24 protein-coding genes and 1 pseudogene are annotated in these 22,996 nt (G+C 62.4%); 17 read left to right on the top strand and 8 right to left on the bottom strand.

The window, feature by feature from the left end; translation table 11 throughout:
- The first annotated feature begins 73 nt into the window (after positions 1-73).
- Positions 74-1,192, top strand: a complete 1,119-nt coding sequence (locus GE027_RS09150) for a site-2 protease family protein (RefSeq protein WP_153556886.1) — start codon at positions 74-76, stop codon at positions 1,190-1,192.
- Between the two features lie 193 nt (positions 1,193-1,385).
- On the opposite strand, the gene GE027_RS09140 is transcribed toward GE027_RS09150, so the two are convergent.
- Complete coding sequence (locus GE027_RS09140; protein WP_153556885.1) at positions 1,386-1,613, bottom strand: hypervirulence associated TUDOR domain-containing protein; 228 nt, start codon at positions 1,611-1,613, stop codon at positions 1,386-1,388.
- A 300-nt stretch (positions 1,614-1,913) separates the two neighbouring features.
- Between GE027_RS09140 and GE027_RS09135 the strand changes: the two genes are divergently transcribed.
- The 3 genes from GE027_RS09135 to GE027_RS09125 all read left to right on the top strand — a co-directional run bounded on the left by GE027_RS09135 (position 1,914) and on the right by GE027_RS09125 (position 5,160).
- On the top strand, positions 1,914-2,153 hold the full coding sequence (locus GE027_RS09135) for a zinc ribbon domain-containing protein (protein ID WP_153556884.1): 240 nt from the start codon (positions 1,914-1,916) through the stop codon (positions 2,151-2,153).
- A 157-nt stretch (positions 2,154-2,310) separates the two neighbouring features.
- Positions 2,311-3,522: a CNNM domain-containing protein gene (locus GE027_RS09130; protein WP_153556883.1), complete on the top strand. Its 1,212-nt coding sequence runs from the start codon at positions 2,311-2,313 to the stop codon at positions 3,520-3,522.
- Between the two features lie 78 nt (positions 3,523-3,600).
- Positions 3,601-5,160, top strand: a complete 1,560-nt coding sequence (locus tag GE027_RS09125; protein ID WP_153556882.1) for a glycoside hydrolase family protein — start codon at positions 3,601-3,603, stop codon at positions 5,158-5,160.
- A 7-nt stretch (positions 5,161-5,167) separates the two neighbouring features.
- Here GE027_RS09125 and GE027_RS09120 read toward each other — a convergent pair whose 3' ends face one another.
- Positions 5,168-5,737: a type 1 glutamine amidotransferase domain-containing protein gene (locus GE027_RS09120; RefSeq protein ID WP_153556881.1), complete on the bottom strand. Its 570-nt coding sequence runs from the start codon at positions 5,735-5,737 to the stop codon at positions 5,168-5,170.
- 310 nt (positions 5,738-6,047) lie between these two features.
- Positions 6,048-6,329, bottom strand: coding sequence for a hypothetical protein (locus GE027_RS09115; protein WP_153556880.1), 282 nt, complete (start codon positions 6,327-6,329; stop codon positions 6,048-6,050).
- A gap of 400 nt (positions 6,330-6,729) precedes the next feature.
- On the opposite strand from GE027_RS09115, the gene GE027_RS09110 reads away from it, so the two are divergent.
- Together GE027_RS09110 and GE027_RS09105 are read left to right on the top strand one after the other, a co-directional pair.
- On the top strand, positions 6,730-7,527 hold the full coding sequence (locus GE027_RS09110) for a CAP domain-containing protein (protein ID WP_162006649.1): 798 nt from the start codon (positions 6,730-6,732) through the stop codon (positions 7,525-7,527).
- Between the two features lie 24 nt (positions 7,528-7,551).
- Positions 7,552-8,736, top strand: a complete 1,185-nt coding sequence (locus GE027_RS09105; RefSeq protein ID WP_153556878.1) for an App1 family protein — start codon at positions 7,552-7,554, stop codon at positions 8,734-8,736.
- A gap of 1 nt (position 8,737) precedes the next feature.
- Here GE027_RS09105 and GE027_RS09100 read toward each other — a convergent pair whose 3' ends face one another.
- Entirely contained in the window at positions 8,738-9,580 is an 843-nt protein-coding gene (locus GE027_RS09100) for a CDP-alcohol phosphatidyltransferase family protein (RefSeq protein ID WP_390621580.1), read from the bottom strand.
- Positions 9,581-9,823: 243 nt separating this feature from the next.
- On the opposite strand from GE027_RS09100, the gene GE027_RS09095 reads away from it, so the two are divergent.
- The 4 genes from GE027_RS09095 to GE027_RS09080 are packed head-to-tail and all read left to right on the top strand — an operon-like array spanning position 9,824 to position 11,956.
- Positions 9,824-10,060, top strand: a complete 237-nt coding sequence (locus GE027_RS09095; protein WP_153556877.1) for a hypothetical protein — start codon at positions 9,824-9,826, stop codon at positions 10,058-10,060.
- 47 nt (positions 10,061-10,107) lie between these two features.
- Positions 10,108-10,968 carry a DUF1206 domain-containing protein gene (locus GE027_RS09090; RefSeq protein WP_153556876.1) on the top strand — a complete coding sequence of 287 codons (861 nt, stop codon included), beginning with the start codon at positions 10,108-10,110 and terminating at the stop codon, positions 10,966-10,968.
- A gap of 19 nt (positions 10,969-10,987) precedes the next feature.
- The gene (locus tag GE027_RS09085) at positions 10,988-11,284 is read left to right on the top strand and encodes a hypothetical protein (protein WP_153556875.1); all 297 of its coding nucleotides are present in this window, start codon (positions 10,988-10,990) and stop codon (positions 11,282-11,284) included.
- Between the two features lie 24 nt (positions 11,285-11,308).
- Positions 11,309-11,956, top strand: a complete 648-nt coding sequence (locus GE027_RS09080) for a protein-L-isoaspartate(D-aspartate) O-methyltransferase (protein WP_153556874.1) — start codon at positions 11,309-11,311, stop codon at positions 11,954-11,956.
- On the opposite strand, the gene GE027_RS09075 is transcribed toward GE027_RS09080, so the two are convergent.
- The 3 genes from GE027_RS09075 to GE027_RS09065 form a co-directional block, all read right to left on the bottom strand.
- Positions 11,953-12,168 (bottom strand): dodecin, encoded by a 216-nt coding sequence (locus tag GE027_RS09075; RefSeq protein WP_153556873.1) that lies wholly within the window; start codon positions 12,166-12,168, stop codon positions 11,953-11,955. The two genes, GE027_RS09080 and GE027_RS09075, sit on opposite strands and share 4 nt — an antisense overlap.
- Before the next feature lie 98 nt (positions 12,169-12,266).
- On the bottom strand, positions 12,267-12,611 hold the full coding sequence (locus GE027_RS09070) for a hypothetical protein (RefSeq protein ID WP_153556872.1): 345 nt from the start codon (positions 12,609-12,611) through the stop codon (positions 12,267-12,269).
- Positions 12,612-12,624: 13 nt separating this feature from the next.
- Positions 12,625-13,710 (bottom strand): DUF1559 domain-containing protein, encoded by a 1,086-nt coding sequence (locus GE027_RS09065; RefSeq protein WP_153556891.1) that lies wholly within the window; start codon positions 13,708-13,710, stop codon positions 12,625-12,627.
- A 343-nt stretch (positions 13,711-14,053) separates the two neighbouring features.
- On the opposite strand from GE027_RS09065, the gene mntR reads away from it, so the two are divergent.
- The 3 genes and pseudogenes from mntR (at position 14,054) to GE027_RS09050 (ending at position 16,145) form a co-directional block, all read left to right on the top strand.
- Positions 14,054-14,461, top strand: coding sequence for a manganese-binding transcriptional regulator MntR (gene mntR, locus GE027_RS09060; protein ID WP_153556871.1), 408 nt, complete (start codon positions 14,054-14,056; stop codon positions 14,459-14,461).
- 69 nt (positions 14,462-14,530) lie between these two features.
- Positions 14,531-14,641: pseudogene (locus tag GE027_RS23585) on the top strand (GxxExxY protein); the annotation flags it as partial.
- A gap of 70 nt (positions 14,642-14,711) precedes the next feature.
- Positions 14,712-16,145: a sulfatase-like hydrolase/transferase gene (locus GE027_RS09050; RefSeq protein WP_153556870.1), complete on the top strand. Its 1,434-nt coding sequence runs from the start codon at positions 14,712-14,714 to the stop codon at positions 16,143-16,145.
- 128 nt (positions 16,146-16,273) lie between these two features.
- Here GE027_RS09050 and GE027_RS09045 read toward each other — a convergent pair whose 3' ends face one another.
- Positions 16,274-17,722: a sulfatase family protein gene (locus tag GE027_RS09045; RefSeq protein WP_237607414.1), complete on the bottom strand. Its 1,449-nt coding sequence runs from the start codon at positions 17,720-17,722 to the stop codon at positions 16,274-16,276.
- Positions 17,723-17,979: 257 nt separating this feature from the next.
- Between GE027_RS09045 and GE027_RS09040 the strand changes: the two genes are divergently transcribed.
- The 4 genes from GE027_RS09040 to GE027_RS09025 all read left to right on the top strand — a co-directional run bounded on the left by GE027_RS09040 (position 17,980) and on the right by GE027_RS09025 (position 22,959).
- Positions 17,980-19,242 carry an outer membrane protein assembly factor BamB family protein gene (locus tag GE027_RS09040; RefSeq protein WP_153556869.1) on the top strand — a complete coding sequence of 421 codons (1,263 nt, stop codon included), beginning with the start codon at positions 17,980-17,982 and terminating at the stop codon, positions 19,240-19,242.
- The gene (locus GE027_RS09035) at positions 19,229-20,650 is read left to right on the top strand and encodes a DEAD/DEAH box helicase (protein WP_153556868.1); all 1,422 of its coding nucleotides are present in this window, start codon (positions 19,229-19,231) and stop codon (positions 20,648-20,650) included. Before GE027_RS09040 ends, GE027_RS09035 begins: the two co-directional genes overlap by 14 nt.
- Positions 20,651-20,654: 4 nt before the next feature.
- Positions 20,655-21,893: a DUF790 family protein gene (locus GE027_RS09030; RefSeq protein ID WP_162006648.1), complete on the top strand. Its 1,239-nt coding sequence runs from the start codon at positions 20,655-20,657 to the stop codon at positions 21,891-21,893.
- A gap of 163 nt (positions 21,894-22,056) precedes the next feature.
- Positions 22,057-22,959, top strand: a complete 903-nt coding sequence (locus GE027_RS09025) for a YybH family protein (RefSeq protein WP_153556866.1) — start codon at positions 22,057-22,059, stop codon at positions 22,957-22,959.
- Positions 22,960-22,996: the final 37 nt, after the last annotated feature.

The following is a 22,996-nucleotide window of genomic DNA, read 5'->3' as shown; positions in this document are numbered from 1 at the left end:
CTGCTGCCATAACGGCTGTGGCACGACTTATGCAATACTCCTGGCAGTCTCTGAATTACCAAGGAGTATTGAGATGTTTGGTTCGTGGAATCTCGGCCGCTTTGCAGGGATCGATGTCCGTATTCACTGGACGTTCCTGCTGCTGCCACTGTATATCTATTTCTCCAGCCTGGTCGCTGGCAGCGGCGTGGTTGCTGCCAGCGTGGCAGTCCTGCTGTTGCTAGCTATTTTTGGCTGCGTGGTGCTGCACGAATACGGCCACGCCCTGACGGCTCGCCAGTTTGGAATCCCCACCCGCGACATTACGTTGCTGCCGATCGGCGGGGTGGCTCGGCTGGAGCGGATGCCGCGCAGCCCGCTGCAGGAGCTGGCGATCGCGGTGGCGGGCCCGGCGGTCAACGTCGTCATCGCCGCTGGACTGTTCGTCGCCTTGGCGTTACCGCCAGTCGTAGCAGCGCTGCCCGTGGCCGTGGCGTCCTTTCTGACCCAGTTGGCGTGGGTGAACGTGGCACTGGTGGTCTTTAATATGCTGCCTGCCTTTCCGATGGACGGCGGCCGGGTGCTGCGCGCTGTGTTGGCGATGGTGTTGCCCTATGCGGCGGCGACACGAGCTGCCGCGGGGGTGGGCCAAGTCGCCGCGATCGGACTGGCCCTGCTGGGACTGTTCAGCGGCAACTTTGTGCTCGTGCTGTTGGCCGGCTTCGTGTTCTTGGCCGCTCGCGGCGAAGTCATGATGGTTCGGCAACAGGACCGCGCCGCATCCGCTTGGCCCCCGCAGACCGCGGAGACCGCGGCGGGGCCCGCGGGTGCAACCTGGTCACAGCCAGCCGCGACGGACCCGTATGCCAGCCCCTCGGATCCAGCGGGCCATCATCCAGCGGGCCATCATCCAGCCTCGCAGGGCTGGGGTTCACAGACGGCAAGCCATCAGCCCGCGGGCGGCTCGGCGCCGCTGCGTTCGCTGCCGGTCGTCAGTGCAGCCTGGAACGCCCGGCATGTGCTCAGCTGGCTGGCTTCGGCGCCGGTCGAGGAGTTCCTGGTCGCCAGCGGAGGCGTGGTCATTGGAATCGTCCACAAACGGGACCTCAGCGAAGTGGTCCGAGCCGGGCTGGGGACGCTGTCCCTGGAACGCCTGCTGGCCGGCCGCCAGTTGCCGTTTCACGACGTCCGCGGCGGATCCGCAACCGTCTAAGTGGCATCGGCTTCCAGCGGCTCTCCACAGGCTGGAAGCCTATGCCACAAAGGGGGCGTCTTAGACTTCCTGGGCCTGGACCATCCAGAGATGCTTTTCCAGAGGCCCGGTGACCGCGATCAACAGGTCTTCGGTAACCGGGTCCAGATCGCCGGTCTTTTCGATCGCCTCGCGGAGGCTATCGATTGTCGTGCTAATCGCCCGAAGCTTTGCTCAATTCGCTTTCGCTCTTGAGCACTTCGGCGCCGTCCTCCTGCTGGATCAAATACGCCGGCTCCTCGTCGGTCGCGTTGCGAGTCACTTCGCTGCCCTGCAGCGTCCGCGTGACTTTATCCTTGAACGCCTCTTTGATCTGCCCGCTGGCCGTCCCCTGGCCGTAATTCCACTGGACGTACTGGTTGACTTGAAATTTCTGAGCCATGCGTCTGAACTGTGTAAGGGGCTTGAACCGTGAAAGGGGCTTGAACCGTGAAGGGATCGCGGGAGGAAAAACCGAGGGCAGGCGAGAACGACCACGCCCGTGCAGTGGCAAGGACGAGCAAATCGCGGGCCAGGTTTGCTGCAAGCCGCACCCGGCGGCCCGGCCCGATCCCGACGCCTGGAGCGGCCGACAAAAAAAAACGCGATATTTGAGTCGATCGAAGTGCAACTGGCGTAAAGCTTGCTTCACAAAGCCGGACATCGCTTTCAACCTTCGCCTTCCTCTTTGCTGCGTTAAGACATGTCCGAATCGCCTTCGCAACCCACGCCCCGGCCCGATCGCGGCCCCCAGCGGGACCAACACGTGCCCCTGAACCACACGGCCTGCCCCAACTGCGGCTTTGAGGTCGACGATCGCAGCCCCGCCTGCCCCAAATGCGGGGAGAAAATCTACGTGGAGCATCCCGGCGGGATCACCCCGACGCGGCACGAACAACTGCCGACGTTGCGTCCGGACCAGAAGGAAGAACCGCCCCAGTAAAAGTGCAGGGCCGCCAAATGCCGATAGGAGCGGTACTGCGGCGTCTACCGGGAAAGATTTCCCGGTATGATGAAGTTGCCCGTTTCCACGAAGATCGATTCTTCGGTTTCTCTGTAGATCCTCAGCACAGCTCGCCACCACTGCCGGAGACATCGCGTTGGACGAAGTACTGCTCGTCATTTACCTTCTGATCGCCATTGGGTTTTCTTTCTTGTGCTCGATCGCCGAAGCGGTCTTGTTGTCGATCACGCCCAGCTATCTGGCCGAGCGGCGGCGGGACCCGACACGCTCGGCCAATCGGATCATTCGCTTGAAGGAGAACATCGACCGCCCCTTGGCGGCGATCCTCAGCCTGAACACGATCGCCCACACGGTCGGTGCGGCGGGCGTTGGAGCGCAGGCGGCGAAGGTCTGGGGCAGCGGATACGTGGGGGTGACCAGCGCGGTCCTGACGTTGTTGATCCTGGTGCTCAGCGAGATCATTCCCAAAACCATCGGTGCCCTGCACTGGCGACGCTTGGCCGCGCCGGTGGCCGTCTTGGTGGAGGGCCTGGTGTATCTGATGTTGCCCCTGGTCTGGCTCAGCGAGGTGCTCACGCGGCTGCTGTCCAGCGGCCAACATGGACAGCTGGTTACCCGAGCGGAAGTGGCGGCGATGACCGAACTGGGCAGCCAACAAGGGATCCTCAAGGCGAGGGAATCGCGAGTGATGCGAAACCTGTTGCAGTTGGATTCGATCTTGGTCGAAGACGTGATGACACCCCGAACGGTGGTGATCGCGGCCGACCAGACCCTGACGCTGGCAGAGTTCAGCGAGCGGCTTTCCACCCTGCCGGTTTCTCGCATCCCCGTCTACGACGGTTCCCTGGATCAGATCCGCGGCTTTGTTCTCAAGAGCGACTGCTTGGTGACCACGTTGTCGGGCGACGACCAGAAGACGCTGGGCGAACTGGCTCGGCCGATCAGCGCCCTCCGCGAAAACGACTCGATCGCCACCGCCTTCGAAGTCCTCCTGAACCAACGCGAACACATCGCCATGGTGACCGACGATTATGGCGGCATGGAAGGCATCGTTACCCTGGAGGACATCGTCGAAACCCTGCTGGGCATGGAGATCATCGACGAACATGACGCCCATGCGGACATGCAAAAAGTCGCTCGCCAACGCTGGGAGGATCGCGCCAAGAAACAGGGGCTGAAGATAACCGATCGGTCCCCGTCCAACCCGTCCAACATGCCCGACGGGTCCGACACCCCAGGCACGCCCGACGGGTCCGACATTCCTGACACGTCCGACGGGTCCGACGCGCCCGACGCGTCCGACGGGTCCGACGCGTCCACCACACTCGACCGCGAAGATCGAACGTAACGCTACCGCACCGTGCGACTTCGCACGTGCGGGAGTCCCGCTTCCTTATCTGCTCCTCCTTTTTCGCACCACCGCGCCATGTACTCGGAATCCACCGGCGGCCGCAAGACGCTCGGCGATGTCGATGTCTATTTTCACGATGGCATTTACCACCTGTTCCATCTCGTGCTGCCCAACCACGACTTCGTCGCCCATGCGGTCAGCAACGATTGCTTCAGTTGGCGGCGGGTTGAGAACGCCCTGCACCTGGGCGACCCGGGTTCTTTCGACGATTCGATGCTGTGGACCACGCACGTCACCGAGGATCCCTTCCGCAAGGGTTGGTGGCGGATGTTTTACACCGGGCTGTCGCGCCGCGATCACGGCAAGAAGCAGCGGATCGGGTTGGCCGAGAGCAACGATTTGTATCGCTGGAAGAAGGTCGCGGTCCGCTGGGTCGACCGCCGCAGTGAACTGCCGTACGACTTGCCCGGCCGGCCGCCTCAGCCGCCGTTCGCCTACGACCCGGACAGTTGCTTTCCGCTGGAGCCCGATCCCGCGTACTACGAATCCAGCACCGACGAGGGCCGCCACTGGGTATCGTTTCGAGACCCCTTTTACTATCGCGACAACGGCCGCGGTTTTCTGTTGGCCGCCGGCCGCGTGAACCAAGGTCCGGTGGTACGACGCGGCTGTGTGGCCGTGATGGAAGAAACCGAACCGGGTCATTTTTCCTCGCTGCCTCCCCTGCACCACCCCGGTTTGTACGACGACGTCGAGGTTCCCAACCTGATACGCATCGATGGTGACTATTACCTAGTCGGCAGCATTCGCGAGGACGCCAAGGTTCGTTACTGGCACACCACCGAAGTCGACTTGCCGTGGCACAGCTACTCCGACAACGTGTTGCTGCCCGGCGGCAACTATGCCGGACGGATCTGCCACGACGACAAGGGCTGGTTGCTGTTCAGTTTCTACACCCCCGGCGGGCCGGATCGCACGGCGATGAATTTGATGCCACCGCCCAAGCGGATCGAACGGCTGGACAATGGCCACTTGGCGGTCCGCTCCTTCGAAGGTTTTCAGGACCTGAAGGGGCATGCTCTCGACCCGCATCAGGTTTGCCCGATCAAGGATTCGGCCGACGGCAACTGTGTGATCCTCCGCGACGGTTGTCTGGAACTGACCAACCATGCGGGCTTTCAGGTGTTCGCCTTCGACGAAGACCTGGACTGTTTCAAATTCAACCTGACGCTGCAGATGCGGACCGATGGAAAGTGTGGGTTGGTGTTTCGCGTCAATCGCGAGACCCACGACGGGTACTACTTCTCGCTGGATCTGTTTAAAGGCGTCGCCCAGGCCCGCGCCTGGGGTACCGGCCCGGACGGCAGCGGCGAGAACATGATGCAGTTTCGCAGCCTGCAGTCCGGTTACTGGCGAGCCAGTCCCGATGCCAAGGCGGAACTGCAGCTGATTGCCTACGGCAGTTACCTGGAACTGAGCGTCGAGCAGTGCGTGGTGCTGACGTTGGCGGATCAGGAATTTCGCTGCGGTGCGGTAGGCATCAGCGTGGAAAGCGGAACCGCCGTCGCGTCGAACGTACGGCTCCGCGAAATGGCTTCGCCGATCCAGAGCGACGAACACCTGGCGAACGGCTAGCCGCGGTTCACACCGTTTGGTCGGCGTGTTTGCCTTCGGCGAACTCCTCGACGGCTTTCGCACAGAACGCCGGCAGGTCGTCGGGCCGCCGACTGGTGACCAGTCCTTCGTCGCAGACGCATTCTTCGTCCACCCAGTGGGCGCCGGCATTTTTCAGGTCGGTCTTGAGGCTGGGCCAACTGGTCATCCGCCGTCCTTCCACCACTCCGGCTTCGATCAATACCCAGGGGCCATGACAGATGGCGGCCACGGGTTTGTGCTGTTTAAAAAAGTCGCGGACAAAATCCACGGCTTCGTCGTTCATCCGCAGGGCATCGGGATTGAAGACGCCACCGGGCAGGACCAGACCATCGTACTGTTCGGCCGAAACCTCACCGACCACTTTGTCGACGTCGAACTGATCCCCCTTTTCGTCGTGATGCACTCCCTGGACTTTGCCCTTTTCCAGAGACACCAAGTGCACCTGGGCACCGGCCTGCTTGATCGCCTTCCAGGGCTCGGTGAATTCGACCTGCTCGAAGCCGTCGGTGACGAGAAAGGCGATGGTTTTGTTTTTCAGCGTGTCTTGTTGGCTCATTCGGATGGTCTCCTTGTCGTGGTTGAACGGGTCGTGGTCGAACGGGTCGTGGCCGAACGGGTGTCGGCAGACGGCGTTCGCTCCCCCAGCGAGTGTGCCGGAGTCGACTGTGACCACAACATGTGCGATTTGCGTGCCACACCCCGCCGATCACGTCGGGGTTCGCCCAAGCGTTTGGGAACCGCTCACGCAAACCGCTTCCGCGCCGGCACACGGATGGGTTTTCGCCAGAGGAGCGAAATAAAAAACCCCACCGGCCACGAAGGCTTCGGTGAGGTTCTGCGTATTATTCCAAGGCTTGCGAAGCCCATTATTCGGGAACGTCGACATCGACATTGGGCGTTTCGATGGTCTTTTCTTCCATCTGCACGTCCACATCGGGCACTTCCACCTGTTTCTCTTCCATGTTCACATCCACATCTGGGCCTTCGACATCGTAGGCCGGCATTTGGCCCGGATCGCCTTCGACGTCGACATCGACGTTGGGCAGTTCACCTTCGCGAGTCTGGTCCACGTCGCAGCCGACGGTCGCGAAGACCAGTGCCGTCGAACAAAAGCTAACCAGCAGGGTTTTGGTGATGTTACGTTTCATTTGGATTCTCTCGGGGTATGCCTCACAATGGCGGATCGCGAGACAGGCTTGAAGGAAAGGCAAAGCCGCCAATACCAGGGAACTTGAGCAATTACTGTACCAAAGCCGCGAGCGCGGCGGGTCGCCGGGCTTCTTCCCCGGACCGCCGGCCGCAGTTCCACCGGAAGGGCGCTATCCCGCCGGAAGGGCGCTATCCCGCCGGAAGGGCGCTATCCCACCGGAAGGGGCACTTGCGTGGCCGCGGGGCCGAGCCCCCGCGCAGCGGCACGATTGTTGCTCCGCAAACGATCGTCGCTTCGCTACCTGGTTCGGCACCGCTTCGGCACCAGCGAGGCGATGACACGTTGCCGTTCTTCTTTGCTGCTCTAGCCCCTCGGTCCGATCGATGCCCACGCTCGCTGTGCGATCTTCTTTTCACCAATGGTTCCCCGGCCGGTTGTTCAGCACGGCTGCCGGGATGTTACTCGGCGCAGCCATCTGCCTCGCCACGGCTTCCACCGGGCTGGCTCAGTCTCCGGCGCGGCCGGACCTGCCGGAGGTGGTCGACGCGATCATCCGCCAGACCAATGAGTTTCGGCAGTCGAAAGACCTGCCGCCACTTGAGAGCGAAGCCTCGCTGACCCAAGCAGCCGAGCGTTTCGCCCAGTTCATGGCGGAAACCGATCAGTACGGCCATCGCGCCGACGACCGAACTCCGGCTCAGCGAGCCGAAGCGGCCGGGTACGATTACTGTGTGGTGCGCGAGAATATCGCCTATCGCACCAACACGGGCGAAGTCAGTGTGGATTCGTTGACCGAGGTGTTCGTCCAGGGCTGGATCGATTCGCCCCCACACCGCAAGAACATGCTGGCCGACTACTCGACCCACACCGGCGTGGCGGTGGCCTCCGAAGACGGCACCACGTTCTACGCCGTCCAGCTGTTCGGCCGCCCCAAGTCGGCCGCGTTTCGAGTGAAGCTGATGAATCAAACGGGTCAGACGCAAACCGTTCGCTTTCGAGCCGATGACCAACAGGACGAAGTGGAGCTTCGACCACGCATGATTCTGACGCTCTCCCGCTGCTTCCCTACCGAGATCTCGATCGTCGACCGGGAAGCTTCGGTGCGGGTCAACCAGAGCGCCACCTACCACGTCACCGACCAGGGGCTGGAACAGGCGGAATCCGAAGCGACCGAATCCTCCCCTGTGAAGCAATAATTCCCTCCGAAGACAGGATCAACCATGCCGGAAACCACAACCGAATCCTGGCGAAACGAATTGAAATCCTGGGTTACCCGAGCCGCTTCGTCGGTTGACGACGTTGCCGATGCAGGCATGCGCCGCTTGCGCAAACGCCTCGGCCGCAGCGGCAAACCCAAGATCCAGGCCTATCGTGGATACCGCTCGGGCGACGCGGTCCGCGTCCACGGGCGGATCCTGACCAATCCACCGCTGAACCCGGATTTCCAGAACGACCAGTGGTGGCACAACCTCAGCAATACGGTGCAGCGATTCGCCAGCGATGAAGTCCCGGGGGTGCGAATCAGGGCGGCCCTGGGTTCGGCCACGGCCACGGCAGTCAGCGATGCCGAAGGCTATTTTCATTTGGACTTGCCGTGCGACCAGCCGCTTTCGGAAAACCTGTTCTGGTCCTCGGCGCAGCTGTGCATCATCGACCACGACGGTCAACCGGTCTCCGGGACCGATACGACGGCCCCCTTCCTGCAGGTCTCCGGCGGGGCGCAGTACGCGGTCATCAGCGATGTCGACGACACGATCCTGCACACCGGAGCGACCGACCTGACGACGATGGCCAAGTTGACGTTCTTCGCCAACGCCCGCACGCGAGCTCCGCTCGAAGGCGTGGCCGGGTTGTACGAGTCGCTGCAGCACGGCGGTCATCTGCACGACCCGCCGCGGAACCCCATCTTCTACATCTCCAGTTCGCCTTGGAACCTGTACGACCTGCTGGAAGATTTCCTGGAACTCAACGCCATCCCCCACGGGCCGCTGCTGCTCCGCGACCTGGGTTTCGACCAGAACAAATTCTTAAAAGCGGGCCACGAACATAAATTGCACAAGGCCAAGGAGCTGGTCGAGCGCTTCGAAGGTTTGCCGTTTGTGCTCTTTGGCGACTCGGGACAGGAAGACGCACGGCTGTATTCCCTGCTGGCCGAAGCGCATCCGTCGCGGATCAAAGCCATCTTCATCCGCGACATCGACCCCGCCGAGGACAGCGTCCACGACGAAAAGGTCGCCCGTCACGTCCGCCGCAGCGAAGCCGCGGGCGTACCGATGCACTTGGTCCGGGACAGCATCGCGGTCGCGGAACTGGCTTGCCAGCACGGCTTGCTGCCCACCTCGGCCAAGGAAGCCATCGTCAAAGCGACCCATCGCGACAAGCAGCGCAAAGCCGGTCTGGTGTAAGTCAGACCGGGCGTCGGCGAGCCAACCAGATGCTGGCCGCGACGTACAGCGCCGGATACACCAGCGAGACCAGCGTCAGAGACGGCGGCGGGTCCGGGTAGGGCCACAACATCGCCAGCATCAACAACGACCAGACCGCCGCGCCGCCCAGCAGCCACGTTCGCCAAGGCGGCGGAGCCAGGTTGGGGTAAATAAAACGGATCGGCAGCACCGTGGCTACCGCCAGGACGGCCATCAACGCCGCGACCGGCCACGGCCCTGCCGCAGCAAACAACAAACCGGCGTAGAACGCAAAGATGTTCCAGTACGAGGGAAAGCCTCGAAAAAAACCGCCGCGCTCGTCCTTGGCTTCGCGATGGGCGAACCCGAACAGGCTGGCCCCCATCGCCACCGACACGGTCCAACCCCACCCTTCCGGCAACCACCCCATCCGCCAAACCAGCATCAGCGGAATAAAAGCAAACGTCAGGTAATCCAGCAGATCGTCGATCGTGCGACCATCGATCGCCCGCGCATATCGTTTGACGTGGTATCGCCGCGCCAGCGGTCCGTCGACCGCATCGATAAGCGTGGTCAATAACAGATACACGAACACCCACCGCGGATCGCAGTCCGGGGAAGCGATCTCCGCCATCGCCAACGCGGCCGGCACGATCCCCGAAGCGGTCAGAACGTGGACGCCGTAGGCCGGCCAGCGATGTTCTTCGATGCCATCGTTTAGGCCGTCCGTCGTGGGGTCTACGCCGTCCGTCGTAGGGTCTACGCCGTCCGTCGTGGGGATCGGGCCGTCGGAATTGGCGGGCAGGTTCAAGGTGACACCGGCGAATGATTGCAGAAAACGCACCGCGATCGGAACGCGGCGATACAGATGGCAGCAGCAGTGGCTGGGTGGGCCAGAAACGGAGCGGGCCAGAAACGGAGCGGGCCCAAAACCGAGCGGGGTGTGATGCGAATCCTATGCCAACCCAATCCCGGACAATCGCACGGCTTGGCATGCCGCTTGCACCAGCTGTAAATCCAATTGCTCGCCTCCGCGAGGCGAAACGAACGCATGTTACCTGTATCTCTAAGAAGAGCTGATATTTCGATGCAAACGACGACACTGATTCAAACCAACCATGGCGTTTCCTATCCGTTGGTAGGCGTCAGCCGGGTGGAACAGAGCGAACTGGGTGAAGACGAGGTGCCTCCTGCCAGCGGCGCCGGCTCCGATCCGTCCGGCGCCCCAGCTACCGAATCCCAGCACCGGGCCTCGCAATTCCAGTACGCCCGACCGCGGCGGGCGGCTTCGCCGGCTCCCGTCGATCGAGCGGTCGCTGGCTGAACCGTTTCTTTCTCTTCTTTTCTTTCCTCGTCACAGGAATTCGTCACATGTCCGCAACCACTCCCAGCGGCCCCATCACTTGGCATGGGTTCCGTACCCGTTCGCTGCCCGAAGTGCCCGGTTGGATCGAACCATTGGGGCGAGCCGGCTATATCGCCAAAGGAGTGGTGTACGGCATCATCGGGTTTCTGGCCTTCCAGTTGGCGATCGGTGCCGGCGGTGAGATTGCCGGGGCACGAGAGGCCATCCGCGAGATCGGTCAACAGCCCTTTGGTCGGATCTTGCTGGGTTTGGTAGCCATCGGTCTGTTCGGCTACACGGCTTGGCGGTTGGTCCAAGCGATCAAAGACACCGAGGGCGAAGGCACCGATGCCAAGGGTGTGATCAAACGTATCGGATACACGATCAGCGGTTTGGCGTATTTGACCCTCGCGTTCTTTGCCGCGTCGATCGCCATCGGTTCCGGCGGTGGCGGTGGACAGGGCCAAGCCGGTCCCCTGCTCGATACGATGTGGGGACGCGTCCTGCTGGGCATTGCCGGAGGAATCACCATCGGCGTGGCCATCGCCTTTGTTTACAAAGCGATCAAAGCCAAGTTCATGGAGAAATACGACCTGGCGGCGATGGACGAGAACAAACGCAAACTCGCCTTGTATGTCGGTCGAATCGGGCTGAGCACCCGGGCGGTGGCATTCGCCATCATCGGTGGCTTCATCATCATGTCCGCGGTTCGCGGCACCGGCGACGGCGACATCGCGGGGATCAGCGATGCCCTGGCGGCCATCGCCTCGCAACCCTACGGCAAGATCCTGATCGGAATCACCGGCCTGGGCCTGATTTGTTTCGGTATCCATCAAATCATGATGGGCCTGTATCGGCGATTCAATGTCGCCGGAGCCAACCACTAATACCAGGAGACCCTCAACCATGGCTGAGCTTAGCGTCCAGTGGAAGCACGAAGGCTTCTCGCACGATGCCGGTCGCCGCGACAGCGACGAAGTCGAAGGCACGGCGGCCGATAGCGTGCATACGGGAGTGTTGACCGATGAACACCAGGAGGTGACCGATGGTCGGCCGGTGTTGGTCGAGGACGTGACCGAACGCGTTTACCGCGCGGCGGACTTGCCGCCCGATACCCGCGTCATCGTCCCGGATGTCACCGCTGTGCGACGGGCGATGATCGACAAGGCCAAGCAGGCCGGCTTCACCATCGTGCCGCGTTGATCTGGCTCAAACCCCACGATCACCATGTCCGCCTTTCAAGAACCATCCTCCGCCGCGCAGCGTCGTCAGCTGATCCGCCAACTCGAGCAGCAAGTCGATGATCCGGCGGTTCTGCAAGCCCTCGAGCAAGTACCGCGCGAAGCCTTCGTGTCGGAGGATCTGCGGGAGGAGGCCTACGCCAACACGGCCCTTCCCATCGGCCACCGACAGACCATCTCCCAGCCCTACATCGTGGCCCTGATGGCCAGCGCCCTGCAGCTCTCACCCGACGATCGCGTGCTGGAGGTCGGTACCGGTTCGGGCTATGCCGCCGCGGTGCTCAGCCACTTGGCGGCTGCGGTTTATACGGTGGAGCGACTGGGTGAGCTGGCGTCCGCGGCTGCGGAGTGCTTGCAGCGTGGCGGTTACGACAACGTCTATGTCCATCACGGGGACGGCACTCGCGGCTGGCCGGACCACGCCCCCTATGACGCGATCAGCGTGGCCGCGGCCAGCGCCCAGATCCCGTCGGCCTTGCTGGACCAGCTGGCCGAGGGCGGCCGATTGGTCATTCCCCTGGGCGCCGAAGCCGCCCCCCAGCACCTCGTTCGCATCCTCAAGCGAGGGCCCGAGGACTACGAACGAGAAAACCTGGGCGGGGTGCGTTTCGTGCCCTTAATCGGCGATGCCTAAGTACTGGCATCCAGCGTGAAACCGATCTTCACGGTAACCTGCCAGTGGTTCACCGCGTCACCATCGATTTCGCCCCGGGTTTCGGTCACCACGAACCACCGCAGCGAGCGGACGGTTTTGGCCGCATGCCGAACGGCGTTGTTCACGGCTTCTTCGATCGAATTGGTCGAGGTTCCGGTGATCTCGATCGTTTTGTAGATATGGTCGGACATCGCGAGTAGCTCTCCTTCAGAATCGCTGGGGACAAACAAAGTGGTACAGCGTGATAGGTGCTGCGAATCCCATGCCGGCTTGAAGCCGACTTGTCCGTTCAGCGATCGACCTGAGCTTCCAACAAACGTCGGCACCTGACCGCCGCGCGCTGCCAGCGTTCTTGCCGGGCGGCGTCGACGATCTCGCGGATCGCTTGCTGCGACTCGGCGGAACCGATCGCCGCCGGATCGGTTTCCAGCAAGTTCTCGATCTGGTCCAGTTCTGCGAGCCGGCGCTGGTTACAGATCCGGTACAGCGCGATCGTGGTGTCGTACTCGTGCCGGTTCAGTTGCGGCTCCTTCTGCAGCAGCCACCAAACCAGCACGAAACAGCCGACCAGCGCCGCCGCGAGCATCGCGACCGAACGACCGTCCCATTTTGTTTCCGAGTGTTTTGATCCCATGACGGTTTTTCTCCTAGAGTTTGTCCCAGCGGATGACTTCGCCTTCGTTCATGCTCGACAGCTCTGCCCACACGTACAGATCCACGAACTCGCTGATAAAGCGGACCGAACCGTCCCCCAGGGCCACCATCCCGCCGCCGGGATGTTGGGAAAACATCTGCCCGACGTGATAGGTGGGAAAGTTAACGGGATGAATGATCGGGTGGCCGGTAATGTCCAGCTCGCCGCCCGAGGGCCCGCCATGGACCAGGGTCAGCGTGGCCGCGGCATCGGGTCCGTTTTCCGGCGAGCTGAACCGGGGATGCGTCATCGCGCCGGGCACCACGCCCACCCAGGTTTTGTCGCTGAGGGCCGAACTGTGTTCGCCGAAGAAGATCGTATTGCTCAGGCCGTCGGTGACATCGCTGTAACGGGTCCGGCTGTTGCGATAGAACGGACCATCGGCCACTCGGCTGGCATCGCCTTGGATCCTGACCACGGCGGTCTCGGACGTGTAGATATCGGTGAACACCGGCCCGCTGGTCACCGCCCCGCACTCGCCCCAACAGCTTTCTTGGCCATGGCTGGCGACGTAGTGACTGCGGCCGAGGCGAACCGGCGCCCCGCCCACGCTCAGCGGTTGTCCCGAGGGTCCGGTAACCAAGAACGGCTCGGAATCGCCCGAGCTGGTTGGACACAGCCACAGCGGCAGATTCATGCCCACGGTCGAACGGTTCTCGGGGGCCCAGATCGGGCGGTCGAAACGTAGGTTATCGGCCACCACATTGGCTTCGGCAAAGGGCAACAGGCCGGCGGCCCAGCCCCAGCCCGGACCCGCATCCCAAGTATCGGGATCGATCAACACATGCGCGGGCACCGCCCCATTGTTGGTCGGATGCGACACATAACCGGACGGCAAGCGATTGAAGGTGGCGTGATAGTTCTGTGCGGCCAGGCCGATCTGTTTCAGATTGTTGCTGCAAGACATTCGCCGCGCGGCCTCACGCGCCGCCTGGACCGCTGGCAGCAAGAGTCCAACCAATACGCCGATGATCGCGATCACGACCAACAGTTCCACCAGCGTGAATCCCGAGCGGCGCCGAGCCGCACCTGCGGCCATGCCCGCGGCCTCAACGCCGCTCGCCTCTTCGGAACCCACCTGTTTCGCCTGCCTTGGTATCTGACCTGCCATCGTTTTCCGCATCTGTTTCAAACCTCCACAAAACGTCGAGCACCGGCCCCTAAAGTTAGCCACGGCTAACTCGGGGCACAAAAAAACGGAGCCGAACCGTTGGAGCGCCTCGAAAAGTTAGCAACGACTAACTTTATGCTGGGCGATTCTAGGCTGCCGGGCACCGCGGGAGAAGGGGGTACAGAGGAAAAATGATTCAGGTAAATTAAAGGGCCCTCGGCCACCGGGCCGGACCAGCCGATCGCGTCGCCGCCGCCGAAGAGTCTTTGAATTGGCCGAAAGAATCCACAAACGCACCCGCGACGACCACGCCAGCGAAGTCGCCGAGGACTACGTCGAAGCCATCGCCGACACGATTGCCGAAAAAGGACGGTGCCGTTCGATGGACCTGGTCCGGCATTTTGCGGTCACCCACGCGACGGTGAATAATACGATTGCCCGCTTGCAGCGGGATGGGTTGGTGACGACCGAGCGTTACCAGCCGATTGAATTGACCGCTCGCGGCCGGCGGTTGGCCGCCGCCTCACGCAAGCGGCACGAGATCGTGCAAAGTTTTTTGGAAGCGATGGGCGTCAGCCCCCAGACCGCGGCCATCGACAGCGAAGGCATCGAGCACCACGTCAGCAAGGAAACCTTGCAGGCGATGACGCGGATCCTTAAAGACGGCTGGCCGACTTAACCACAGAGACACAGAGATGAGTGGATCGGAATTGACCGGAGCCGTAATCGGTGCCGCCATTTGAAATCCGTGACATCGCTGGCACCGGTGCACACGGCCCAAACACTCTCCTACATGAAACTTGCCAACGTTCCTTTGGGACTGCTGATCAATTTCAACGTCCCCGTCCTCAAGGACGGAATCAAACGCCTCGCTCTGCAACACCCACCCTCTGTGTCTCTGTGGTTAATCCTGTCCCGAGCACCAACCGATGAAAAACTGCTTTCTAACCCTCTGCCTTGGACTGCTGATCGCCGGCAACACAGTTTCCGCTGCGGCCCCGCCACCGAACGTCGTGATCCTGCTGGCCGACGACCTGGGCTGGAACGCCGTGGGGTACCATTCCGATTGGGCCCGGACGCCCAACCTGGATCGCTTGGCCGGAGAAGGCATCGAACTGGACCGTTTCTACGTGGCCCCGATGTGCTCGCCCACGCGAGCCGGATTATTAACGGGCCGCTACCCGATTCGCTTTGGGCTGGCCCGCGCGGTCATCCCGCCTTATCGCGACTACGGCTTGCCCACTGCCCAGCGCACGCTGGCCGAAGCCCTCGCCGATGCGGGCTACACACACCGGGGCATCTTTGGCAAATGGCATCTGGGACACCATCGACTGGACTGGCATCCGCTGCGGCAGGGCTTTACGGCGTTCGAAGGTCATTACAACGGCGCGATCGACTATTTCAGTTTGCAGCGTGAAGGCCAGCGAGATTGGCATGAGGGGTTAGAACCTTCGCAGCGCAGCGGCTACGCCACGGACTTGATCGCCGACGCGGCGGTCGAGTTCATCCGCCAGGCGGCCCCCGAAGAGGCACCGTACTTCTGTTACGTTCCCTTCAACGCGCCCCATTCTCCCTTCCAAGCCAAACCCGAAGCCATCGCGCGCCATACCCGCCCCGGCCGCCCGCAGCGCGAAGCGACTTACCTGGCCATGATCGAGAGCATGGACGAGGCCATCGGCCGCATTCTGGCAGCGATCGAGGCCAGCGGCAAAGCGGAGGCCGAAAACACGCAGGTTTGGTTTTTCAGCGACAACGGCGGCGTCGGCCGTTTCGAGCGCAACAACCGTCCGCTTCGCGGCAGCAAGCTGACGACGTTCGAAGGCGGGATCCGCGTGCCGGCTTGCGTGCGTTGGCCGCGCGCTTGGCCCGGTGGGCGAACGGTCCGCCAGCCGATGGGTTACATCGACGTGATGCCCACCATCCTGGCCAGCGCCGGCGTGCCACCGCAATCCGCGGAAGAACGCGTCCGCCCCTTCGATGGCATCGACGTCAGCGACGTGTTATCCGGCCGCGGGCAAACGTTGCCACCGCGCCCGTGGTTTTCCTATCACGGACAACCGGGCCCGGAAAAGGAAACGATGGCGATCACCACGCCGAATTGGAAGCTGGTCGTGATCGGTCCCGACCTGCGCCGCGCGGGAATCACCGACCGCCACCGCGTCCACCTATTCCGCCTGGGCGAAGACCCAAACGAGCAAAGCGACGTGGCGGCAGAGCACCCCGAAGTCGTGCAGACGCTGGTCGCCAAGCTGAAGACGCACCGCGAGCTACAACCGGCCGGCGGCGTGCCACCCTACAACGTCGGCAAAGCCAACTTCCAGCCCTGGCCTAACTGGGACATCCGCGCCACGGCGAAAGAGTAGCTTCTACCAATCCAAAGTCTTGCCAACGAATAGGGCCGCCCCCTTGGGGCTCGGCGCCTTGTCGGTTTTCAACCCCAGGGCGTTGCCCTGCCGTCACTGCCCGGTGGCTGTAATCCTCGCCCTTGTTCCTAACGGCCTTGGTTATTTGCCGCTTGTTCGCCGGACAACGTGCGGCGGGGGGCGCCGAAGGTGCGGGCTCCGGCGCCGAAACGGTCGTGGTCGCCGATGTCCTGCCGCGCCTGCTCGGCCAGCTCCATCAGCTCGGCAACTTTCTCGGGATGCTCGGCGGCGACGTTCGTGGTTTCGCCGATGTCGGCGTCCAGGTCGTACAGCTGGGGCCGGCCGATCCGCACCGCATCTTCCTTGGCGACATGTCGCCGCCATTTCGTGGCGATGCTGCCCTGCACCGGTTCGGTGTGCGGCAGCATCAGTTTCCACTTGCCCGCTCGCACCGCTCGCAGGCTGTCGTGTTGATAGTAGTAAAACGGCCGCTGCAGCTGGTCCTGTTCGCCGTGCATCAGGCCCGAGATATCGACGCCATCGATGACGCGGTCGGCAGGCACGGTGCCGCCGGCCAGCTGAGCCAGGGTGGGCAGCAGATCAATCGTTGCCGTCACCGCGTCACACTGGCTGGCCGCCGGAATCCGACCGGGAGCTCGCATCACACAGGGCACGCGCAGCCCGCCCTCCCAGCACGACGTCTTCGCCCCGCGCAGCGGATCCGCGTGGCCGCCGTGATCGCCACGCAGCAGCCACGGGCCGTTGTCGCTGGTAAAGATGACATAGGTGTTTTCGTCCAGCCCCAGCTGCTGCACCCTGTCCAACACCCGTCCGACGTTGAAATCGATCTCTTCGATCACGTCGCCATAGAACCCGCCGGCGGACTTGCCTTTGAAAGCTTCGGAGACGGCCAGGCGAGTGTGCGGCATCGTGTGGGCGAGATACACGAAGAAGGGCTGGTCACGATGACGGTCGAGAAAGTCGAGCGCCTCGTCGGTGTACCGCCGCGTCAACGTGGACATGTCCGCGTTGATTTCGACTCGCCGGGTACCGCGGATCAGATTGACCGCTTGGTCGTTGCTGCCGGGCGTACCGAAGTACTCGTCAAAGCCCTGATGCGTCGGCAGCAACTCCGGCACGTAGCGGAATTGATGATGCCCCGCCAAATCCCATTTACCGAACGCCGCGGTCGCGTACCCCTGCTGCTTCAAAATCTCCGCAATGGTCACTTCGTCGGTGTGCAGCTCGGGATGAATCGAATCGGGGTCGGCATGCCGGGCGACCCGCAATGGATAGGATCCGGTCAACAACGCTGCTCGCGATGGGCCGCAAACGGTTTGCGCATAAAAGTTCGTAAACCGCATCCCTTCTGCGGCCATCCGGTCGATACGCGGAGTTTCAATGTCGGGCGAACCAAAGCAGCCCAGATCCTGATAGCCCTGATCGTCGGTAAAGATGACGATGAAGTTCGGCTTGTCGGCGGCGGCCGGTGCGGCGGCCGTCAGACAAGACGCTAACAGAGCAACGCCGGCGGCGAGCCTGCCCGCCACACCAGTCAGCAAAAGCTTTTCAAACAAAACGCAATCTCCGTGACCGAACGGATTCTAGACCCCGCTATGCACGCCACAACGTTAACTTCGGCACCACTGCCCCCTTTGGGACAGTGCTGACGCAGGGGTTTACTGCTGGATTCATGCCGACGTGCCTGACCTATTGTAAACCATCACTTTGCAACAACGCGTAGAATGAGCACATACCCAGAGCCCACGGAACGTTGCCCTCTGCGGCTCCGCGTCCTCTCTTCACGTCCTTCTCTGTCCGAGAGTCCAGAGCCATGCGCCGCCCACTATTTGCCTTCCTCTGCCTGCTTACCGCGTGCCCTGCCCTGTTTGCGGACGACTGGCCTCAGTTTCTTGGGCCCCATGGGAACGCTAAAACCGAGGATGTCGTCCCCGTCACTTGGAGCAATTCGCAGAACCTGGCGTGGAAAGTTGAGTTGCCGGGGCCGGGATCATCCAGCCCGATTGTGGTCGGCGACAAGGTGCTGGTCACGTGCTATGTCAGCAGCGATTCCGAAGCGAAACGCCAGGTCCTGTGTTTCAACAAGCACACCGGCCAACCGCTGTGGTCCGTCGATTTCCCGATCGACTACCGCGAAGATCGCTACGAGGGTTACATCACCGAACACGGCTACGCCAGCAATACGCCGGTCAGCGACGGCGAGCACGTTTACGTTTTCCTCGGCAAGGGCGGCGTCCATTCGCTGAGCCTGGACGGCAAGAAAAACTGGAGCGTCGATGTAGGCAAAGAGTCCAGCAACCGACAATGGGGCTCGGCGGCCAGTTTGATCCTGTTCGAGGATCGCCTGATCGTCAACGCGTCCGAGGAGTCGAAGTCGATCATCGCGCTGGACAAGGCCACGGGTGAAGTGCTGTGGAAACAGGAAGCCGGCATGTTGGAATTGACTTACGGCACGCCCCGCTTGGTCAACCTGGGCGACGGCGATTATGAGCTGGTGATCAGCGTGCCCGAAGAGATCTGGGCGCTGAATCCGAAGACGGGCAAGCTGCGTTGGTTCTGCGAATCACCGATGTCCGGGAATGTGTGCCCGTCGGTCATCGTCGATGGGAAAACGATCTACAGCTTTGGCGGCTTCCGCGCATCGGGCAGCATCGCGGTCGAGGCCGGTGGAAAAAAGGACGTTACCGACTCGCACGTTCTCTGGTCCAACCGGTCCAGTTCCTACGTCGCCACCCCGCTGCTTCACCAGAACCGTCTCTACTGGATCGATGACCGCGGGATCGCCTACAGCATCTCGGCCGAAGATGGCGAGGAGATCTATCGCGAGCGTGTTGACGACCTGGCAAGCGGCCGCCCGGTGTACGCTTCACCTGTGTTGATCGGCGAACATATCTATGTGGTTACGCGTCGCAGCGGGACGCTGGTCTACAAGCCCGGCGATACCTTCCAGCCGGTGGCTCAAAACGTCCTGGCCGGCGACGACACCGACTTCAACGCTTCACCGGCCGTTTCTGAGAACAAGTTGTACTTGCGCAGCGATCAAGCCCTGTACTGCATCGCCGATGCCCATCGTTGAATTTCAAGCAGGCACGCTCCGCTTGGCGGGGTTTTCGCGATCGCTGCTCGTCGAGCGACTGGGCGGGCTGCCGATTCGCTTCGATCCCCGCGACGGCGGCTTTCGCTGCGACGCCATGTGGTTCGGCGAGGTGTCGCGGCGGCTGGCTCCGGAGCTGCCCGGTGGCGACACGATCCGGTGGCAGGTAGAACCACCGCGGAAGCGGCCCTTGTCGGCGTCGTTCTCTGACCGCCGAACCATTCGGCTGCGCGACGACCAGCGCCGGGCGGTGGCCGATTTCGAAGCGGGCGACCGCCGCGGGTTGTTGGTCTTGCCAACGGGAACGGGCAAAACCGTGATCGCGATCGAATTGATCCTGCGGCACGCCGACAGCGTTTTGGTCGTCGTCCCGGTGCGAGACTTGATGTACCAGTGGCACGAGAAAATCCGCCAGGCCACCGGCCTCGATGCCGGTCTGATCGGGGACGGTGTTTACCGGGTCAGCCCGATCAGCGTGACCACGTATGATTCAGCCGCCATCCACATGCCTCGCATCGGCAATCGGTTCTCGATGATCGTGTTCGACGAAGTCCACCATCTGTCGGGGTCTTGGCGATCGGACGCCGCTCGGATGTCGATCGCGACCACGCGGCTGGGGCTGACGGCGACGCTGCCGAGTTCGCCCGAGCGACTTGCGGTGCTGGAACAATGCGTCGGTCCCGTCCTGCATCACCAAACGATCCAAGAGGCCGCCGGTCGCACCCTGGCCGATTACACGGTCCGCCGAATCGCCGTCAAGTTGACCGAGGCCGAAGAGCGAAGCTACCGCCAACTGTCCGCCGTGGTGCAGAACTTTGTTTACGACCAGCGGCAGATCGACGAATCCTTCCGCTGGGAAGACGTTCACAAATTGGTCGCCGCCGCGAGCGAGGATCCCGAGCGAGCCACCGAGGCACGGGCCGCGGTCCAAGCCTTTCGTGCCAAACGCAAAATCGAAGAGCACGCCGAAGGCAAACTACGCGTGCTGGAGGACCTGTTTCGTCTGCATGCCGACGCCCCAGTGATCGTGTTCACCGGCTCCAATGTGATGGCCCGCAAAGTCTCGCTGCGGTTCATGGTGCCCTGCCTGCTGTCGCACTGCGCCAAGAAAGAACGACGGGAATACCTGGAAGGCTTTGCCGCCGGCCGCTACCCGGTCTTGGTCGCCAACCGTGTCCTCGATGAAGGCGTCGATCTGCCCGAGGTGAAAACGGCGATCGTCCTGGGCGGGCTGTCCAGCGGCCGACAAGCGATCCAGCGGCTGGGCCGAGTGCTGCGAAAGAGCAACGACGCGGACGCCACCTTCTATGAAGTCGTCGTCGAAGGGACCAGCGAAGTCGAACGCAGCCGCGCCCGCCGTCGCAACGACGCCTACCGCAAACCATCCTAAGGTCATGCTGCGCAGCGAACACGCGATCATCGCTTACGACTTTGCCACCATGACGGCGCGTCCGGATCGTCTGCTGCGCTCCCGCGACCGAGCCTATCAAGCGGCCCTCGCCGACTGCGTAACCCTCTATCGCCAGGGGACGGGGTCGCGCAGGCAGGACCTGCACGCCGCCGTCGCCGAGCGGCTGGAAAGATTGCCGGGCTGTCCGCCGCGACGCATCGCCGCGTTCTGCAAACTGCTGGACGACGCTTCGCAATTCAAGAACCCAGGCCAGGCGGCCGCCTCTTTGCGGCGGCGCTTCTTCACCGCTGCGGCTCCGCTGCACCCCATCGTCTCGACGCGAGAAGGCATCTTCGAACACGAACTGGGCGCAGCCCGGCAGGAGATCAGCAAACAACTGGGCATGCCGTGGGAGGAGATCGAAGCGGAGTTGTTTTCCGACGTGATCGAATTGCAAAGGTTGGAATCGTTCCGCGAGACACTGGGCGCGGGCGACGTGCTGGCTCGCTACAACGTCGCGCAAACACAAGCCGCTCTGTATCGCGCCAGCCAGATTCGGGTCACCGCCTTTGCCGATTTTCGCACCATCATCGCCCACGCCAAACTGGCTCGACTGATGCATCACATCGATCGAATCGAAGGGCCGCGACGCGGATACCGTTTCCGGTTCGATGGCCCGGGGTCGGTCCTGCGGACGACGACGCGATACGGCGTGGGATTCGCCAAGCTGCTCGCTTCGCTGCTGCACTGCCGCGATTGGACGTTGGCGGCGGATCTGGTGGGCCCGGGCGGCCGCCGCTTTACGCTGGCGATCAGTGATCGCGATGGCCTCCAGCCGGGCGCGGCAGCGGAGACGGGCTTTGATTCCGACCTGGAGCGCGAAGTCCAAGCCGTCTGGGACGCACGGCCCGTCGCCGATTGGACGCTGGAACGCGAGACCGAATTGATCGCCTGCGGGCAAACCGTCATGACGCCCGACTTTGCTCTTCGCCACCGCGACGGCCGCGTGATTCACGTCGAAGTCGTGGGTTTCTGGACCCCTGAATACCTGGCAGAGAAAACGCGGCGTCTGGCCGCCTTTCGCCGGCAAACCTGCCACGAATGGCTGTTGCTGTTTCCCAAGAAGCAGGTGAAGGCCGCCGAAGACATCGCTCGCGCGGTCGATTTACCCTATCGCTTGTTCACCAAACGCTCCGATCCGGCCGATTGGATCAATGCCATCAACAAAAGCCCCGCCAGCTAGAAGATTAAGGGGACGTATGTCACATGCGCCGCTGTAATGCATGGCCTGGGAACTTAAAATACGGACCTGCCAGGTTTGTCTCGGCCCGGGGTATGGCCAACCTAGACAGGCCAACATGCCAAATGAAACGCAAAACTTTTCGTTCCCGCGAGGATTGAACCATATGAAATCAGCGATTACCTCCTTAGCGATCGTGGCCTGGGGGACGCTGTCGATGTCTGCCGTCCGGGCAGATGAAGCGGGCGACGAAGCGGCGATTCGCGAAGCGGTCGAAACCTACGTGGCGGCTTATAACCAACACGACGCCGCCGCCGTGGCCGCCCTGTGGTCGCCCGAAGCGGTCTATCTGGATCCGCTCAGCGGGAACGAAGTGGCCGGACGCGAAGCGATCGAAAAACGGTTCTCGGACCTCTTCGCGGCCGACAAGGGCGTGCAACTGGCGGCGACGACCGAATCCGTCCAATTCGTCTCGCCCAACGTCGCCGTCGAAAAGGGCACCGCAGTTCTCAAGCGTCCCGAATCAACGCCGGAAGAAACCCAGTACTCGGCGGTCTACATCAAGCGGGACGGCAAATGGTTGTTGGACCGTGTGAGTGAAAACGAGCCGCCCGCGATCGCTCCCTCCAACGCCGAACACCTTGCCCCGCTGGAATGGATGATCGGCTCCTGGGTCGACAGCGATGACCAGGCCACGGTGAGGACGCGATGCCAATGGACCAAGAACCGCAATTTCATCCTCCGGCTGTTTTCCATCGCCGTCGATGACCAGATCGAGTTCGCGGGCATGCAAATCATCGGTTGGGATCCCGGCCAGCAGCGAATTCGGTCCTGGGTGTTTGATTCCGAGGGCGGGTTTGGCCAAGGCGTGTGGCGCAAGCAGGACAACGCCTGGTACATCGAGACCACCGGCACCGCACCGGACGGCAGCGCGGCCTCCTCGGTGAACATCATCGACCCGGTGGACGACAACACCTTCACATGGCAGTCCATCGATCGTGTGGCCGATGGACAACTGCTGCCGAACGTGGATGAAGTCGTCGTCCGGCGTCAGGACACCCAGCCGTGACTCCGGCAAGCGGTGTCCGAGCATCCAAACGAACAAA

The sequence above is a fragment of the Roseimaritima sediminicola genome (genome assembly GCF_009618275.1).
Taxonomy (GTDB): Bacteria; Planctomycetota; Planctomycetia; order Pirellulales; family Pirellulaceae; genus Roseimaritima; species Roseimaritima sediminicola.
This window is presented reverse-complemented; position numbering and strand designations above follow the sequence as displayed.